This window comes from Marinovum sp. (assembly GCF_048263515.1).
In the GTDB taxonomy this organism is placed as follows: Bacteria; Pseudomonadota; Alphaproteobacteria; order Rhodobacterales; family Rhodobacteraceae; genus Marinovum.
In genome coordinates, this window is the sequence record NZ_JBLXEC010000028.1 from 19,980 (window position 1) to 35,819 (window position 15,840).

Sequence of the window (15,840 nt, forward strand, 5' to 3'; positions counted from 1 at the left end):
GCTCAGCGTCTGTCGTGGCGCGGGGCGCCGCGGCGTCGGCTCAGGCCGAGGCGGCCTTGAGCGCCTGGTCGAGATCGGCGATCAGGTCGTCGGCATCCTCGATCCCGATCGAGATCCGCACCACATCGGGGCCGGCGCCGGCGGCTTCCTGCTGCGCCGGGGTCAGCTGGCGGTGGGTGGTCGAGGCCGAGTGGATCACCAGCGAGCGGGTGTCGCCGAGGTTGGCCACATGGCTGAAGAGCTGCAGCGCGTCGACGAACTTGACGCAGGCGTCGTAGCCGTCCTTGAGCTTGACGGTGAAGAGACCACCGGCACCCTTGGGGCAGAACTTCTCCTTGCGCGCCTTGTGCGGCGAGCTGTCGAGGCCGGCATAGGTCACGCCCGCCACCGCGTCATGGGTTTCCAGCCATGCGGCGATCTTCTCGGCGTTCTGCACGTGGCGCTCCATGCGCAGCGACAGCGTCTCGATGCCCATCAGCGTGTAATGCGCCGCCTGCGGGTTCAGAGTCATGCCGAGATCGCGCAGGCCGATGGCGATGCCGTGGAAGGTGAAGGCCAGCGGCCCGAAGGTCTCGTGGAACTTGAGCCCGTGGTAGGCCTCTTCCGGGGCGCTGAGCGAGGGGAACTTGTCCGAGGCCGACCAGTCGAACTTGCCCGAGTCGACCACCACGCCGCCGGTGACGGTGCCGTTGCCGGTGAGGTATTTGGTCATCGAATGCACCACCAGCGTGGCGCCGTGCTCGATCGGCTTGCAGAGGTAGGGCGTGGCCGAGGTGTTGTCGACGATCAGCGGGATGCCGGCCTCGTCGGCGACCTTGGCGGCGGCGGCGATGTCGGTGATGTAGCCGCCGGGGTTGGCAATCGACTCGCAGAAGATCGCGCGGGTGTCGTCATCCACCGCCGCTGCGACGGCATCCATGTCGTCGAAGTCGACGAACTTGGCCATCCAGCCGAAGCGCTTGATGGTCTGGCTGAACTGGGTGATCGAACCGCCGTAGAGCCGGGTCGAGACCACGACGTTCCTGCCCGGTCCCATCAGCGGAAAGAGCGCCATGATCTGCGCCGCGTGCCCCGAAGAGCAGCAGACCGCGCCGACGCCGCCCTCGAGCGTGGCGACGCGTTCCTGCAGCACCGCGATGGTGGGGTTGGTCAGGCGCGAGTAGATGTAGCCCACTTCCTGGAGGTTGAAGAGCGCCGCCGCATGTTCGGCATCGCGGAACACATAGGCGGTGGTCTGGTAGATCGGCGTCTGCCGGGCGCCGGTTGCCGGATCGGGGCGGGCGCCGGCGTGGATTTGCAGGGTGTCGAAGCCGTAGGTCGGGGCGTCGGTCATGAGGTCCTCCGTTGAAATTGCGCGGAGGGTATGCAGAGAGCGGGGTATTGGCCAGACCTGAAATGGCCCTTGGGTCAGCTTGGGCTTTCGGAGCGGAGCCGCGCATCGACGGGCCGCGGTGCGGCGACCAACGGCCAGTTCTACGGAACTTTATCCCAGCCACTTCCGCAAAAGACATGAGCGGAGCGCCTACGTCAGCCCAATCGCCGTGCCGGGGGGCGGCCCGGCGAAGCGCGGCGGCCTGTGGCCGCTGTTAACGCGCTTGGGGAAGAGGCCGTGGGGGAGGGGTTTTGGGGAAGGCGCACCCTTACCAACGCCAGCCTCAAGGAACGAGACGTGCATCGACGGGCCGTGGCGCGGCGATCCGCAGTTAGCTCGGCAGCACTTTATCTCAGCCCAGCCCGGAAAAGATCGGAGCGCCGTGCTTACGGCCGCCGCGCATTGCCGTGCCGTGGGGCGGCCCGGCGATGCGCGGCGGCCTTTGGTCGCTGTGAACGCGCTGGGGGTGTAAGTCAGCGGGAAGGGACCAGGACTGGCGCGGCGGCCAGCGATCACTGTCAACGCTCCGGGAGAAACCTGCGGCAGTTACCGCATCCAGAATCCCTCTCGCCGGATCTGGTTGCGGATCGCTTGTTCCTTGCGCGGCAGGTTGTCCTGGTCGAACATGTCGCGCACCTTGTGACCGCGCCCCTGGTAGATCATCCGCAGCGCCGGCTCGTAATCCTTCAGCCGTTTCTTCACCTTGTTCGGCGCCGCCACGATTTCGAGCGTGTCGACCACATGCTTGCCCTCCCGGGCAAACAGCAGCGGCAGGAAGCGGTAGTGACAGGAATGCGTGCCATCGAGCATCCCCCCGGGCAAAGTATCCCGTCCGCCGCCCAGCGCATGGATCACCAGCGGCAGCGCCACCTGGTCGAGCCACGGCGTCAGCGGCTGACAGACCAGCGCGGCAGGCGGATCGTCTCGGATCGCCAGGGCATACTCCAGAAACTTCGCGCCGAACTCCCGCGGACAGCGGTAGAAGAAGAACCCGGCGTTGAAATAGAGATAGCGCTGCCAGTATTCGTCGGGCTGCGACAGGTCGAGCGAGCTCTCGAAATCCAGCCCGAACTTGTCGTAGAGCGACTTCCAGATCTCGGTATAGCCCGGCCCGTATAGCTCGATCTTCGGCCAGGTTCCCTCGCGCCGCATCGAGGCGGTGGGGCGGTCGAAGTCGAAGGGCACCTCGCGCAGATCGCCGGTGATCAGCGTGTCGGTGTCGAAGAACACGAAAGGCTCGCCCTCGGGCAGCGCAAACAGCGCCTCGATCTTGTTGCCATGCGGATAGCTGTGGCCGAAGTGGCGGCTCTCGAAGGGCAGGAACTCGGCGCCCAGTTCTAGCAGGAAGTTGCGCAGGTCCTCGTTCTTGATCCGCGGGTCATTGGGCCAGAGCGGTCCGGGCTGCGGCTCGGCGATGAAGAACTTGCCGCGAAAGCCGCGATTGTACTGCCGGAACGAGGCGGCAAACAGCAGCGCCTCGTATTGCAACCGCCCGGCCTGGGCCACGATCACGATGTTGAACGGCGTCTCGCCTGCTGCCTGTGCCACTGATGTCCCCGGCTTGGTTCTTGATCTTTTGCAAGGGACTATAGGCCGGAACCCGGCGCGCCAAAAGCCGTCTTGACGGGGAAATTTCGAGCGTCATTCGGGCTTTGCGGGCAAGGCGCGGCCCCTGCGCCGCCTCAGGTTGCGCACCTGCGGTCGGGGCCGCGCGGGCCTTGGGTCGGATGCAGGGCAAGGGCGAAATCCGGGTTGCGATAGGTCCAGCGCCCGCCAGACATGGTGGCGGCGATGGCGCCGCTGGCGCGGTGCATCAGCACCAGGTCGGCGCGCTGTCCCGGCACCAGCCAGCCGCGGTCCTTCAGCCCCAGCACCCGGGCCGGCCGCGCCGAGATCAGCGACCAGGCCCCGGCCAGCGGCAGCACGCCGCTGCGGGCCAGCTGCAGCGCCGCCTGCATCAGGAGCTCGGGCGCGCCGTCGGACACCAGCGCGTCGCACATGCCCGCCGGGATCAGGTCGCGCGGATCGGGGCCGGTGCCTGCGCCGGGACAGGCCAGGGGCGCGGTCACCCCGGCCGCCGGCAGCACCACCGGATCGGACCAGGCCCGCGCCACGGCGGCAGCGCCGGTTGCGGCGGGGGCCACGCAGATCTTGGCGCCCATCATCGCCAGCTTCTCGCGCGATTGGCCGTCGCGGTCGCCGTAGCTGCCAGAGCGGATGTTCATCACGTCGAAGGCATGGGCGAGGTTGCACAGAAAGCGCGGCACCTCGTCACCGCGCAGCCTCAACGCGCCGGCGATGGCGCGCTCTTCGGGCGCAAGCGCCAGGGTGTTGTCGCCCAGGCTGTCGACAAAGAGCACCGCGCCCACGCCGTAGCGCTCGATCAGGTCGAGCAGGCGGGTCTCGCTGTCCATCATGTGGGTGTCGCAGTGCAGCAGCACGCGCAGATCGGTCCTGGCCAGCATGCGGTGGTGGGCATGCGCCTCGAGAAAATCCGCCGCCGCCTCCGGCGCCTCGGCCCCGCCGCGCCAGCTCCAACCCTGCGCCACCCAGGCCGTGGTGATGCCCTGCGCCGCCAACTGCCGGTCGAGCGCGCCGAGGCTGGCGGTCCCGGAGGTGCGGGCGTGGATGTCGACGATGCCGGGCAGGATGTCGAAGCCGGGCAGGGCGATCTCGGGCGCGTCTCCTCGAGAGATCAGCCCGTCAGAGAGGGTCAGCGGGTCGGTCGAGAACCCGGTTTCGCCAAGGACACGGGCACCGGTGAGGCGCAGGGGCAGGGACAGAACGGACATCGGCACTCTCGCGGTTCGGGGCGTGAGGGGAGCGTAATGCGGGAATGTTGCGGGGGCGTGACAGCGCGGCGTTGTGGTGGGGCTGCGCTCGGTGGCTGGCGGCGAGGTCCCGGCGCGGGGCCGGGACGGCGTGGTGCGAGGGATTGGGGGATCGCGCCCCGGACTTGATCCGGGGCCTCGTGCGGGACGGCTGGCCGTGAGGTCCCGGCGCGAGGGCCGGGACGGCGGAACGCTATGGATGAGCGCCTCGCGCCCCGGACTTGATCCGGGGCCTCGCGCTCGGCGGCTGGCCATGAGGTCCCGGCGCGGGGCCGGGACGGCGTGGTGTGGGGGATTAGGGGATCGCGCCCCGGACTTGATCCGGGGCCTCGTGCGATACGACTGACCGTGAGGTCCCGGCGCGGGGGCCGGGACGGCGGAGTGCGAAGGGGCGGGCGTTACGCCCCGGCGCCCTCGCGTAGCCTGGCGCGCAGGTGGCGATCCAGGGTCTCCCAGACCAGACGGATGCGGCGCGAGGATTTGACCTCGCGGTGCGCCACCAACCAGACCGGATAGCGGATCGGGCCGTGGCCGGGCAGCAGGCGCACCATGCCGGGGGTGGCGCGGCCGAGGAATTCGGGGGCGATGCCGATCGCCACGCCCTGCCGCGCCAGCTCCCAGTGCACAAGGTGGTTGTCAGAGCGGATTGCCAGCATCTCGCGGCTGAGGGTGATGTCGAACCCGGCGAAGGCGCTGATCATCCGTTCGACATTGTCCATCGCGATGAATTCGTGACCGGCGAGGTCATCCAGCCCCTGCGGCGTGCCGCGGCGTGCGAGATAGCTCTCTGAGGCAAAAAACCAACCGGTGTCATCGGCGATCCGCTTGGCGGTGAGCGCCGGGTCCTCGGGGGCGGCATTGCGGATGGCGATATCGGCCTCGCGGCGGCGCAGGTCGGTCACCGCATTGGTGGCGGCGATCTCGATCTCGAGGCCGGGGGCGGTATCGCGCAGTTCGGCCACCACCTGGGGCAGCAGAAAGGCCGAATAGATCTCGGAGGCGGTGATGCAGACCCGCCCGGCGATCTCCTGGCTCTGGCCCGAGGCGGCCAGCGAGATGCGCGTCGCGGCCTCGCCCATGGCGCGCACGTGTTCGACGAGGTCGAGCCCGGTGGGCGTCAGCTCGAGCCCGCGGCCGGCGCGTTCAAAGAGCGCCACGCCCAGTTCCTCCTCGAGCGCGCTGACCTGCCGGCCAAGCGTGGGTTGCGCCATGCCGAGTGCGCGGGCGGCGGCCGAAAGCGAGCCCTCCTCGGCGGTGACCAGAAACGCCCGGGCGCGGTTCCAGTCGAAGGTGATGCTGCGCCAATCCATGCGGAATTGCATATCAGCCCTGCCGCATTGGTCAATTCCCGGACAAGGCCCGCATGGGTAGATTTCGCCCAGGGATGAACGAGACGGATCATCCCGCGAGATGCGACCTTGAAAGGAGGCCCGACATGAAAGCGGCGATCTATCGGAACTATGGCGGGCCGGAAGTGGTCCGGATCGAAGACACCCCCCTGCCCGAACCGGGCCCTGGCGAGATCCTTGTGAAGGTGGCCCATGGCAGCGTCACCACCGCCGACTGGCGGCTGCGCGCCGCGGCCTTTCCCGGTATCCTGGCGGTGCCGGGGCGGCTGATGTTCGGCCTGCGCCGCCCGCGCGCAGCCGTGTTGGGCAGCGAGTTCGCCGGCCATGTGGCGGCGCTGGGTGAGGGCGTGACCGGGTTTGCCGAGGGGCAGGCGGTCTTCGGCTTTGTCATGCTGGGGGCGCATGCGGAATATGTGGTGGTCAAGGCCGATGGCGCGGTGCTGCCGGTGCCCGAGGGGCTGGCCCTGGAGGAAGCGGCGGCGCTGCCCTTCGGCGGGCTCTCGGCGCTGGTCTTCCTGAGGGATTTCGCCGAGGTCAAGCCGGGGCAGAAGGTGCTGGTGATCGGCGCCTCCGGCGGGGTCGGCGCCTATGCGGTGCAGATCGCCCGGGCGATGGGCGCCGAAGTGACGGGCGTGGCCTCGGCGGCGCGCGAGGGCTTCGTGCGCGGCTTGGGCGCCGAGGCCTTTGTCGACTATCGGAGCCAGTCGTTGCGGACTCTGGGCGCTCGGTTCGATGCGGTGATCGACACGGTCGGCGCAGTGGGATTTGCAGAGGCCAAGGCGGTGCTGAAGCCGCGCGGGGTCTTCGTGCCGTTGAACTTCGGGCCGAAGGAGATGGGGCAGGCGCTCTGGACGCGGGTCTTCGGCGGGCGCAGGGTGCGCCTCGGGGTAAGCGGGGACACCAAGGCGGACCTTGGGGTTCTGGCCCGTTGGGTCGAGGAGGGGCGGCTGCGGCCGGTGATCGACCGACGGTTTCCGCTTGCGGGGATCCGCGAGGCCTATGCTTTGGTGGAGACCCGGCATCGGCAAGGGGCGGTGCTGCTGGACATGGCGGCGTGAGGTTGGGGCCTGTCGGTGGGTCTCTGCCCGGCGCGGAACCAAGGCCGTCAGGCCGCCGCTCCATCGCCGACCCGCCCCCCGGGGCGGCGATTTGGCTGACCTCAGCGCTTCGCTCGGATTTCGTCTGGATTTGGCGGGGATAAAGCGCTGCAGAACGACGGCTGCTTCGCCACCCCACGGGTCGGCGACGGCACGGCTTTGGCCAACGCCTGCGATTCCCCTTCGGGTTGTCCGTTGCCACGGCACGGAATCAAGGCCGCAGGCCGCCGTGCCATCGTCATGCCAAAGGCATGCCTCCGGCATGACCCGCCCCCCGGGGCGGCGATTTGGCTGACCTCAGCGCTTCGCTCGGATTTCGTCCGGATTTGGCGGGGATAAAGCGCTGCAGAATGACGGTAGGATCGCCACCCCCACGGGTCGGCGATGGCGCGGCTCGCGCAAAAACCCAACCCGGACAGGCCCGCAATCGGTGTGCTTTATCGAGAGAAATGGTGGGCGACCCTGGAATCGAACCAGGCGTGCGTCTCCGCGAGGGAGTTACAGTCCCCTGCCACACCTTGCGGCCTGTCGCCCACTGTGTGGGGCTGATTAATGATGGCACCGGGGGAGGTCAAGCCGGAATTCCGGGAAAATTCGCCCGCCCGCATCTTTTCTTGCGGGCGGCATTCCGGAGCGCTAAAGCCCGGCGGGTTGCGCCACGGGGCGCGGGCGGCCATTGTCGCCCAAGGCAAGGGGGACAGTGATGAAAAAGCCCAAGTGGGTCATCGAGAAGGAACAGGGCAAACGGGCGGCCGCGGCCGAGACCGTCTGGCTCTTTGGCATCCACGCGGTGCGCGATGCGCTGGAAAACCCGGCGCGCGAAAAGCTCAGGCTGATCGTCACGCGCAATGCCGCGGCCAAGCTGGAAGAGGCGATTGCCGCCAGCGGCATCACCCCCGAAGAGGTCGATCCGCGCAAGTTCAACGCGCCGCTCGATCCGCAATCGGTGCACCAGGGCGCGGCGCTCGAGGTCAAGCCGCTGGGCTGGGGCTCGCTCGAGGACGTGGCCCTGGCCGACGGGCCGGGCGCACAACGGCTGATCCTGCTCGACCGGGTGACCGATCCGCACAACGTCGGCGCCATCCTGCGCTCGGCCGAGGTCTTTGGCGCCCGCGCGGTGATCGCGCCGCGGCACCATTCTGCCCCGGAAACCGGCGCTCTGGCCAAGACCGCCAGTGGCGCGCTGGAGCGCCAGCCCTATCTCAGGGTGCGCAACCTCGCCGACACGATCATCGCGCTGCAGGAGATGGGCTATATCGTTCTGGGCCTCGCAGGCGAGGCCGAGCAGACCATCGAGCAGGCACTCGAAGGCCGCAGCGATCGGCCGGTGGCGCTGGTGCTGGGCGCCGAGGGGCCCGGGCTGCGCGAACGCACGCGCGAGAGCTGCGACGCGCTGGTGCGGATCGATTTCGCCGGCGCCTTCGGCTCGCTCAACGTGTCGAATGCCGCGGCGGTGGCGCTTTATGCCAGCCTGAACCGGGGCTGACGCCTTACACTCCGCACCGCGCTGCATACCTTATGGCTGGACCGAGACGGAGACCCCCATGCCGCAGGGCACCAAGATCGCCACATGTTGTTACTGCGGCACCCGCGCCGCTCTGGTCCTCACCGGCAAGACCCGCCACGAGCTCAGCTGCCAGGGCTGCGGCGCGCCGCTGCATGACCTCAAGATGATGCCGTCGCCGCGCGCCGAGGTGCCGCAACAGGCGGCGATCTGCACCAAGGGCAAGACGCCGAAACGCAAGGGGGTCACACCCAATCCGCTCTGGGAGATCAAGCGCGACACCGGCGACCGGCGCAGGAAGAAGAAAAAACCCAAGAAACGCGGCATCAGCTGGTTTCTTGACGAGGCCTTCGACGTGATCGAGGATATCTTCGACTGAGGAAGGGAGACCCAGCGATGCCCAGGCCGAGAACCTACGAGGGCGAGGCGATCGCCATTTCCTTTGACATGTCGCGCTGCATCCATGCGCGCAATTGTTTCCTCAAGTTGCCGCGGGTCTTCGATCCGGCGCGCCGGCCCTGGGTCGATCCCGATGCCGCCCCGGCCGAAGAAATCGCGGCGATGATACGCACCTGTCCCTCCGGCGCATTGACATTCGCCCGCCGCGATGGTGGCTGCGACGAGCAGCCGCCGCGGATCAACCGGGTGAGTGTCTGGGAAAACGGGCTGCTGGCGGTGGCGGGGGACCTCACGCTCGGCGACGACAGGATGCAGCGCGCCACGCTTTGTCGCTGCGGCATGTCCAAGATCAAGCCCTACTGCGACTACAGCCATGTCGAGGCCGCCTTTCACGCCACCGGCGAGCCGGCTGAAGCCGAGGGCGCGCCGCAGGAACCGGGACCGCTGGAGATTACAGCGCGGGAAAACGGCCCGCTGGTGCTGATCGGCCCGGCAGAAGTGACCACCGGCACCGGGCGCCGGGTAAAGCAGGCGGGCAAGCTTTTCCTCTGCCGCTGCGGCCACTCCAAGAACAAACCCTTCTGTGACGGCAGCCACAAGGAGGCCGGCTTTAACGCCGATCCCGTGTGACGCGGCGCGGCAAGCGCGGCTTGGTCTTTCCAATTCCCGCGGCCTCCTTTATCCCGGCGATCAGAATTCAGGAGGCGTGCCATGGAATATGTGACCCCGGGTCAGGTCGAAGAGAGCTGGAGCGACGCGATCTCGCCGGTCGAGGAGATCATCAACGAGGCCCGCAACGGCCGGATGTTCATCCTTGTCGACCACGAAGACCGCGAGAACGAGGGCGACCTGGTGATCCCGGCGCAGATGGCGACGCCGGATGCGATCAACTTCATGGCCACCCATGGCCGCGGGCTGATCTGCCTGACGCTGCCGGGCGAGCGCGTCGATGCGCTGGGCCTGCCGCCGATGGTGTCGAACAATGCCTCGCGCACCGAGACGCCCTTTACCGTCTCGATCGAGGCGCGCGAAGGCGTCAGCACCGGCATCTCGGCGCATGACCGGGCGCGCACCGTGGCAGTGGCCATCGACTCGAAATCCACCGCCTCCGACATCGCCTCGCCGGGCCACGTCTTTCCGCTGCGCGCCCGCGATGGCGGCGTGCTGGTGCGGGCCGGCCATACCGAGGCCTCGGTCGATGTCAGCCGACTGGCGGGCCTCAACCCCTCGGCGGTGATCTGCGAGATCATGAACGAGGACGGCACCATGGCACGGCTGCCGGAACTGGTGGCCTTTGCCCAGAAGCACGGGCTCAAGATCGGCACGATCTCCGATCTGATCGCCTATCGCCGCCGCCACGACAATCTGGTCAAGGAAACCGCCACCCGCGAGGTCACCTCGGCCTTTGGTGGCGACTGGATGCTGCGGGTCTTTACCGACCTGACCGAAGGCGTCGAACATATCGTGTTGACCAAGGGCGACGTGACCACGCCGGACCCGGTGCTGGTGCGGACCCATGCGCTCTCGGCGCTGGAGGACGTGCTGGGGATCGGCAATTCGGGCGAGCTGCGCAAGGCGATGGAGATCATCGCGCGCGAAGGCCGTGGCGTTGTCTGCCTGTTCCGCAACCCGCAGGCGCGGGTGCTGCGCGAAGAGGCGGAAAAGGGGCCCCGGACGGTGCGCGAGATCGGCCTCGGCAGCCAGATCCTCTCGACCATGGGCCTGTCGAAACTGGTGCTGCTGAGCGACCACGAGGCGACGCGCTACGTCGGCCTCGACGCCTACGGGCTTGAAATCGTGGGCACCCGCCCGATCACGGAGTAGATTAGATGGCCGAAGCCGAAACCCATTACATCCTGCCGCGCCCCGAGTTCGACAAGCCGGTCAAGCTGCTGATCGTGGTGGCGCCCTATTACAAGGCGATTGCCGACAATCTTGCGGCCGGCGCCAAGGCCGAGATCGAGGCCGCCGGCGGCAGCTGGGAGATCGTCGAAGTGCCCGGCGCGCTCGAGGTGCCCACGGCCATCGGCATTGCCGAGCGGATGAGCAACTTTGACGGCTACGTGGCGCTGGGCTGCGTGATCCGTGGCGAGACGACGCATTACGACACCGTCTGCAACGACAGCTCGCGCGGGATCACCCTGCTGGGTCTTCAGGGGCTCTGCATCGGCAATGCCATCCTGACGGTCGAGAACATGGAACAGGCCGAAGTGCGCGCCGATCCGGCCCGATCGAACAAAGGTGGCGGCGCGGCCGCGGCGGCCTTGCATCTGATCGCGCTCAGCCGTAAATGGGGCGCTTCGCGTGACGGCGTGGGATTCCGCCCGGCCCGTGACGAGTACCAGATAGCCGGCGAGATGAAGAGCACCCCTACCGCATGAGTGACGAGACCGAAGCCACGGCCCCCAAGGCGCTGTCAGGCAACCAGAAGCGCAAGATGAAATCCGCTGCCCGGCTGTATGCCGTGCAGGCGCTGTTTCAGATGGAAGCCAGCGGCCAGACCGTACCTTCGGTGACCCGCGAATTCGTCGACCACCGCTTCGGCGCGGTCTACGAGGGCGACGAGATGATCGAGGGCGACGTCAGCCTGTTCGGTCAGCTGGTGGCGGATGCCGTCAACAACCAGGCCCGGATCGACCAGATGACCGACCGGGCGCTGGTGGCGAAATGGCCGATCGCGCGAATCGACCCGGTGATCCGGGCGCTGTTCCGCGCCGCGGGCGCCGAGCTGACCGAAGGCGAAGCGCCGCCGCGGGTGGTGATCAAGGAATTCGTCGACGTGGCCGGCGCCTTCTTTCCCGAAGGCAAGGAACCGCAATTCGTCAATGCGGTGCTCGATCACATGGCACGCGAAGCCAGACCCGAGGCGTTCTGAGCGAAATTACGCCGGGTTTTTATCTGCTGGCACCTCTTTTCATATCGCTTTGGCGTGATTACCTGTAAGCTGATCGCAAGCGCCGCATGTTTGCGGTTCGGGTTGGAGGGGTATCATGCGTGAGCCGGGTTTGCCGAAACTGATCAGCCAGTACATCAAGCATGTTCTGATAGGCTTTTGCGCCTCTGCGGTCTTTGTGGCGCTGCTTCTGGGCTACAATATCGCCAACCTCGGACATCTCGTCTCGACCTCGCCTGTCGGCATCCTCGCCGTGGTGATGCTCTGGGTGTTCAACGGCATCGTCTTTGCCGGCGTGCAATTCGGCATTTCGATCATGACCATGGGGGATGACGACGACGACACCCCCGGTGGCGGTCTGCGGTCGCCGGTGCGGGAATACGCCCCGGTGCGGGTTCCGGTGTCGAAGCCGCGGCGGAAGATTTGATCCTGGCGTGAGAGTGTCGAGATGGTGGGCAGAGATTGCCCACCCTGCGGGAATTGCCGGAGGTGTGCAGGAGCTGCGCACCTTTTTTGTTTTTTGCGGGGTGAGTTTTTCTGCTTTTGCAAGCATTTGCCAGCGCCGCGCGCTGAGGCAAGGGGAAAATCGGCGGGCCCGCAAACGCGACCGTGGGGTTCTCTCATTCCCGAGGACCTGCATGTACAGGTGGGCGCCAGGTAACCAGGCCAGGGCCAGGACAGAGCCAGCTCCCTCGGAATTATTTAAGGCCACCGGAATGCAACCGTACACGAGAAGGGCAGCACCCGCCTGACTGCGAAATAGGGCCTGCGACAGGCCGCGACAAGGGGTGGCGAGAAATAACTTCGGGCTGCGTTTGTGGCAGGCGGTGATCGGGGGCGCTGCTCAGCTGAAAATTAGAACTGCTGCCAAGTCATTTCGGGCTTTTGTTGTGGGCAAATTCGCCCGTGTGCATGGTCTTGCGCGTAGGTGAGGAACGATCAGACATGCTTAACCTTCGTGTGTCCAAACGTGCCTCACGCGGTCAGAAGACAATAGTTCTGAGCCTGGGGTGCGGCGCAGAATGCTGCGAGGCGGTGCAATCGCGCATATGATTACGGTCCATCGCAACGCGTTTGTCCGCTATGCAGGTGCAGCATAGCGACTATGTGATTTGTGCTGGTGTGCAAGGTGGGTCCGCAAGCATATGTGCGGTCTATCGCAATCGCTAGTTCTAAGGAGCAGCACAATGGCACAACGTGTCAATGACGTACTCGGCATCGGCTCGGCAATCGCGGCAACCGCAGCGTTCATCAGCCTGCATTCGTGGATGATTGTCCACTAGGGCTGACATGGCACCGGACGTGCTGTGACCACGGGTCTTCCGGCCTCCGGCCAGACCATCCCGCGGAATGGAAAAGGGGCGCCCGCATGCCGGGCGCCCCTTCCGTTTCCGTACCGGCCGGCTTACTTGCCGAGCAGCAGATCCGGCAGCCACAGCGCCAGTTCCGGGATGAAGGTCGTGAGCATCAGTGTCGGCAGCCAGGCAAAGACGATGAACACCAGGGTCGGCCAGAGCATCTTCGACACCGGTGTGTCGCACACCTGTGCGCCGAGGTAGAGCAGCGGCGCCGTCGGCGGCGTGATATTGGCCATGCCGAGGTTGACGCCGATCACGGCCGCGAAGTGGATCGGATCCATGCCGGTGCTCTGGGCGATGGGCAACAGGATCGGGGTCGCCAGAAGCAGGCCCGAGATATCGTCCATCAGCATGCCGATCAGGATCATCACAACGTTGATCATCAACAGGATCACGATCGGGTTGTCGGACACCGAATAGACCATGTCCTTGGCCAGCTGCGGCGCGCCCTGAGCGATCAGGTTGTCGGACACGATCAGCACCATGAAGATCATCACCATGACCACGCCGATGGTCACGCCAGAGTTCTGGATGGTCTGCGCCAGGGTCCGCCAGGTCAGTCCGCGGTAGAAGTAGATCGCGATCGGGATGGCATAGACCACGGCGATGCCGGCGGCCTCGGTGGGCGTCATGATACCGCCATAGATGCCGCCCAGAATGATGATCGGCATCATCAGCGCCGGCCCGGCCAGACGGCCTTGCTTGCCCAGTGTCGGCAGGAAGGGCTTGGGGCGCTCCTTCAGCTCGATATTGTCGTATTTCCTTAGCATGACCTGGTTGGTGATGATCAGCAGGGTGATCAGGATGATCGCCGGGATGACCGTCGACAGAAAGCATTTCAACACGTGCTGCTGGGCGATCCAGCCATAGAGGATGTGCGACGAACTTGGCGGGATCAACAGCCCCAGCGGGCTGGCACAGACCAGCAGCGCGGCGGATTGCCCGCGCGGATAGTTGGCCTGCCGCAGGTGCGGCATCATGATCGAGCCGATGCAGGTCAGCGTCGCGTTGGCGGCGCCCGAGATCGACCCGAACACCCCGCAGGCCAGAACCGCCGCAGCGCTCAGGCCGCCCTTGATGTGGCCGATGAACATCTCCGCCAATGAAACCAGCGGGGCGGCGATGCGGCCTTTCTCCATGACGCCGCCGGCGATCATGAAGAGCGGGATTGCCAGCAACACCAGTGACCGGATGCCGGTGGAGCCGGTGGGCAGGTAGCCGGTGATCGATTGATCCCCCACCACCGCGATGAACATCAGAACCGCGCCGAACGCCACATAGACACTGACGCCCAGAAGCAGCATTCCGCATACGATGACAAGACTTCCAGTGATGATCACTTGGTGCCCTCCTTGACAGTCTCTGACCTGAGCGGCAGGCCAAGACCCTTGCGGATATGAACGTAGAGATAGGCGCTGGTGAACAGCGCCATGAAGCCGAAGGCGCACATGATGGCAATCCGCCAGGACACGAAGGGGATGCGCAGCACGGGCGTGGCCCGCAGCCTCGGGAACGCGAAGTCATCGAGCAGCGAGACGTAGCAGGCGTAGAACAGGAACAGGATCACGACCAGTTCGATCACCAGCACGAGTGTGCCGCGCCACCAGATCAGCTTGGGGTCCTTGATCACGATGCCGAGAATGTCGGCGTTGATGTGCAGGTTGCGCGACGAGGCCAGGACCGCACCGGCAAAGAAGCCGACGATGCTGATGGCCAGAAGCCATTCCTCATAGGCAAAGAGATCGCCCCCGAAGCCGTATCTGATGACAACGACGGCCCCGAAGGTGAAGGCCATGATGAAACCGGCGACCGTCACGATCACGCGCATGACGAGGGCCACGAATTTCAAGGGATACCCCAGGATCGGCGGTAGTTCGTCTGTGATTTTCCGTTGGCCCTGAGTGACGGCGTAGCCAAAGAAAGTCGGTTTGTCGACCCGTGTTTCCGACATGCCACCCCCTTATGTGATTGTTTTAAATAGTAAAGTGGGGCCGGGTTTCGGGCCGGCCCCTTGATGTCTCAGCGCTCAGTTCTTGCTTTGCATCATGCGGTCAATGATGTCCTGACCGACGTTGTCCGCCATCATCGGCCAGATCTCTTCGCGGACCTTCGCCGCCATCGCGGCGTGTTCTTCGGGGCTGTATTTCAGGACGGTGTAGCCCGACTCCTTGAGCTTTTCTTCGAATACCGCATCGTTTTCGCGGTTGTAGGCAAAAAAGTCGTCGGACGCCTTGGTCAGCGCCGCGTCCAGCGCCGCAAGCTGTTCCTCGTTCAGTTTGTCGAGCGTGCGCTGCGAGGCGTAGTAGGTGGTCATTTCCTGGATCGCGTTGACCTCGACAAAGTGCGTGCCGACGTCGGATTGCGCAAAGATGGAATAGGTCGCCGTCTTGGTGCAGCAGATCGCGCCATCGACGATGCCCGACTGGATCGCCGGGAAGATATCGCCCCAGGCCATCGTTGTGGCCTTGTAGCCAAGCGTTTCGACCATGCCTTTGACGATGGGCGAAGACCAGACGCGGATGTTCATGCCCTTGTCTTCAAAGGTGTTCCAGTTGTCAGGCTCGCGGGTCGCGACGATGCCGACAAAACCTTCGGGGTTCTGGGCGAAGATGTGCACGCCGTATTCGTCGGTGATCTCTTGCAGGACCTGATTGTACTCGGAATCCATGTTGCGCATGATGCTGTCCATCTCGTCCCATCCGCTGACGAGGAAGGGCATGGACAGGTAGTCAAAGCGCGGATCGGTGTCGGCGTAGATGAAGGCCGAGACCATGTCGATGTTGCCGCGGGCCACGTCTTCGAACAGCGCCTCGCCGGAGCCGAGCTGGTTGGCCGGAAAGACTTCGATGGTCAGTCCGACGTCCGCCGCCGCGACATCTGCGGCGACCTGCTCCATCATCTTGGTGCCCTGGTGGTCAATTGGAAATGTGCCTGCAAAGCGCAGTTTCATATCTTGCGCGAACGCCGAGGTCGACAGGGCGGTACCCAGTGCGGCGACCGTCAAGACTTTGGAGATCTTGGTGAAATTCATAGATCA

15 protein-coding genes and 1 tRNA gene are annotated in these 15,840 nt (G+C 65.7%); 8 read left to right on the plus strand and 8 right to left on the minus strand.

The window, feature by feature from the left end; translation table 11 throughout:
- Positions 1-40: 40 nt before the first annotated feature.
- The 4 genes from ACN0SE_RS18700 to ACN0SE_RS18715 form a co-directional block, all read right to left on the minus strand.
- Positions 41-1,333 (minus strand): O-acetylhomoserine aminocarboxypropyltransferase/cysteine synthase family protein, encoded by a 1,293-nt coding sequence (locus ACN0SE_RS18700; RefSeq protein ID WP_417526050.1) that lies wholly within the window; start codon positions 1,331-1,333, stop codon positions 41-43.
- Positions 1,334-1,918: 585 nt separating this feature from the next.
- On the minus strand, positions 1,919-2,920 hold the full coding sequence (locus ACN0SE_RS18705) for a hypothetical protein (RefSeq protein ID WP_417526051.1): 1,002 nt from the start codon (positions 2,918-2,920) through the stop codon (positions 1,919-1,921).
- 134 nt (positions 2,921-3,054) lie between these two features.
- Positions 3,055-4,164: an alkylphosphonate utilization protein gene (locus ACN0SE_RS18710; protein WP_417526052.1), complete on the minus strand. Its 1,110-nt coding sequence runs from the start codon at positions 4,162-4,164 to the stop codon at positions 3,055-3,057.
- Positions 4,165-4,601: 437 nt separating this feature from the next.
- Positions 4,602-5,513, minus strand: a complete 912-nt coding sequence (locus ACN0SE_RS18715; RefSeq protein ID WP_417526053.1) for a LysR family transcriptional regulator — start codon at positions 5,511-5,513, stop codon at positions 4,602-4,604.
- A gap of 125 nt (positions 5,514-5,638) precedes the next feature.
- Between ACN0SE_RS18715 and ACN0SE_RS18720 the strand changes: the two genes are divergently transcribed.
- The gene (locus tag ACN0SE_RS18720) at positions 5,639-6,610 is read left to right on the plus strand and encodes an NAD(P)-dependent alcohol dehydrogenase (protein WP_417526054.1); all 972 of its coding nucleotides are present in this window, start codon (positions 5,639-5,641) and stop codon (positions 6,608-6,610) included.
- 489 nt (positions 6,611-7,099) lie between these two features.
- Here the strand turns inward: ACN0SE_RS18720 and ACN0SE_RS18725 are convergent.
- A tRNA-Tyr gene (locus tag ACN0SE_RS18725) sits at positions 7,100-7,183 on the minus strand.
- Between the two features lie 169 nt (positions 7,184-7,352).
- On the opposite strand from ACN0SE_RS18725, the gene rlmB reads away from it, so the two are divergent.
- From rlmB to ACN0SE_RS18760, 7 genes are all read left to right on the plus strand, one after another.
- Positions 7,353-8,135: a 23S rRNA (guanosine(2251)-2'-O)-methyltransferase RlmB gene (gene rlmB, locus ACN0SE_RS18730; protein WP_417526055.1), complete on the plus strand. Its 783-nt coding sequence runs from the start codon at positions 7,353-7,355 to the stop codon at positions 8,133-8,135.
- Positions 8,136-8,193: 58 nt separating this feature from the next.
- Entirely contained in the window at positions 8,194-8,532 is a 339-nt protein-coding gene (locus ACN0SE_RS18735) for a hypothetical protein (protein ID WP_417526056.1), read from the plus strand.
- A 17-nt stretch (positions 8,533-8,549) separates the two neighbouring features.
- Complete coding sequence (locus ACN0SE_RS18740; protein ID WP_417526057.1) at positions 8,550-9,182, plus strand: CDGSH iron-sulfur domain-containing protein; 633 nt, start codon at positions 8,550-8,552, stop codon at positions 9,180-9,182.
- Between the two features lie 81 nt (positions 9,183-9,263).
- Entirely contained in the window at positions 9,264-10,376 is a 1,113-nt protein-coding gene (gene ribB, locus ACN0SE_RS18745) for a 3,4-dihydroxy-2-butanone-4-phosphate synthase (protein WP_417526058.1), read from the plus strand.
- A 5-nt stretch (positions 10,377-10,381) separates the two neighbouring features.
- Positions 10,382-10,933 (plus strand): 6,7-dimethyl-8-ribityllumazine synthase, encoded by a 552-nt coding sequence (locus tag ACN0SE_RS18750; protein ID WP_417526059.1) that lies wholly within the window; start codon positions 10,382-10,384, stop codon positions 10,931-10,933.
- Entirely contained in the window at positions 10,930-11,427 is a 498-nt protein-coding gene (gene nusB / locus ACN0SE_RS18755) for a transcription antitermination factor NusB (RefSeq protein WP_417526060.1), read from the plus strand. Before ACN0SE_RS18750 ends, nusB begins: the two co-directional genes overlap by 4 nt.
- Positions 11,428-11,542: 115 nt before the next feature.
- Positions 11,543-11,872 (plus strand): hypothetical protein, encoded by a 330-nt coding sequence (locus tag ACN0SE_RS18760; protein ID WP_417526061.1) that lies wholly within the window; start codon positions 11,543-11,545, stop codon positions 11,870-11,872.
- Between the two features lie 978 nt (positions 11,873-12,850).
- Here ACN0SE_RS18760 and ACN0SE_RS18765 read toward each other — a convergent pair.
- The 3 genes from ACN0SE_RS18765 to dctP all read right to left on the minus strand — a co-directional run bounded on the left by ACN0SE_RS18765 (position 12,851) and on the right by dctP (position 15,834).
- Positions 12,851-14,143: a TRAP transporter large permease gene (locus tag ACN0SE_RS18765; protein WP_417526062.1), complete on the minus strand. Its 1,293-nt coding sequence runs from the start codon at positions 14,141-14,143 to the stop codon at positions 12,851-12,853.
- Positions 14,140-14,643 carry a TRAP transporter small permease gene (locus ACN0SE_RS18770; protein ID WP_417526063.1) on the minus strand — a complete coding sequence of 168 codons (504 nt, stop codon included), beginning with the start codon at positions 14,641-14,643 and terminating at the stop codon, positions 14,140-14,142. Before ACN0SE_RS18770 ends, ACN0SE_RS18765 begins: the two co-directional genes overlap by 4 nt.
- A 186-nt stretch (positions 14,644-14,829) precedes the next feature.
- Positions 14,830-15,834, minus strand: a complete 1,005-nt coding sequence (gene dctP / locus ACN0SE_RS18775; RefSeq protein ID WP_417526064.1) for a TRAP transporter substrate-binding protein DctP — start codon at positions 15,832-15,834, stop codon at positions 14,830-14,832.
- Positions 15,835-15,840 lie beyond the last annotated feature (6 nt).

Excerpts from the sequence above, each read along its gene's own strand:
- ACN0SE_RS18735 (WP_417526056.1), top strand. The coding sequence starts at position 8,194 with ATGCCGCAGGGCACCAAGATCGCCACATGTTGTTACTGCGGCACCCGC.
- ACN0SE_RS18700 (WP_417526050.1), bottom strand. The coding sequence starts at position 1,333 with ATGACCGACGCCCCGACCTACGGCTTCGACACCCTGCAAATCCACGCC.
- rlmB (WP_417526055.1), top strand. The coding sequence starts at position 7,353 with ATGAAAAAGCCCAAGTGGGTCATCGAGAAGGAACAGGGCAAACGGGCG.
- ACN0SE_RS18710 (WP_417526052.1), bottom strand. The coding sequence starts at position 4,164 with ATGTCCGTTCTGTCCCTGCCCCTGCGCCTCACCGGTGCCCGTGTCCTT.
- ACN0SE_RS18720 (WP_417526054.1), top strand. The coding sequence starts at position 5,639 with ATGAAAGCGGCGATCTATCGGAACTATGGCGGGCCGGAAGTGGTCCGG.
- ACN0SE_RS18750 (WP_417526059.1), top strand. The coding sequence starts at position 10,382 with ATGGCCGAAGCCGAAACCCATTACATCCTGCCGCGCCCCGAGTTCGAC.
- ACN0SE_RS18760 (WP_417526061.1), top strand. The coding sequence starts at position 11,543 with ATGCGTGAGCCGGGTTTGCCGAAACTGATCAGCCAGTACATCAAGCAT.
- ACN0SE_RS18740 (WP_417526057.1), top strand. The coding sequence starts at position 8,550 with ATGCCCAGGCCGAGAACCTACGAGGGCGAGGCGATCGCCATTTCCTTT.
- ribB (WP_417526058.1), top strand. The coding sequence starts at position 9,264 with ATGGAATATGTGACCCCGGGTCAGGTCGAAGAGAGCTGGAGCGACGCG.
- dctP (WP_417526064.1), bottom strand. The coding sequence starts at position 15,834 with ATGAATTTCACCAAGATCTCCAAAGTCTTGACGGTCGCCGCACTGGGT.
- ACN0SE_RS18715 (WP_417526053.1), bottom strand. The coding sequence starts at position 5,513 with ATGGATTGGCGCAGCATCACCTTCGACTGGAACCGCGCCCGGGCGTTT.
- nusB (WP_417526060.1), top strand. The coding sequence starts at position 10,930 with ATGAGTGACGAGACCGAAGCCACGGCCCCCAAGGCGCTGTCAGGCAAC.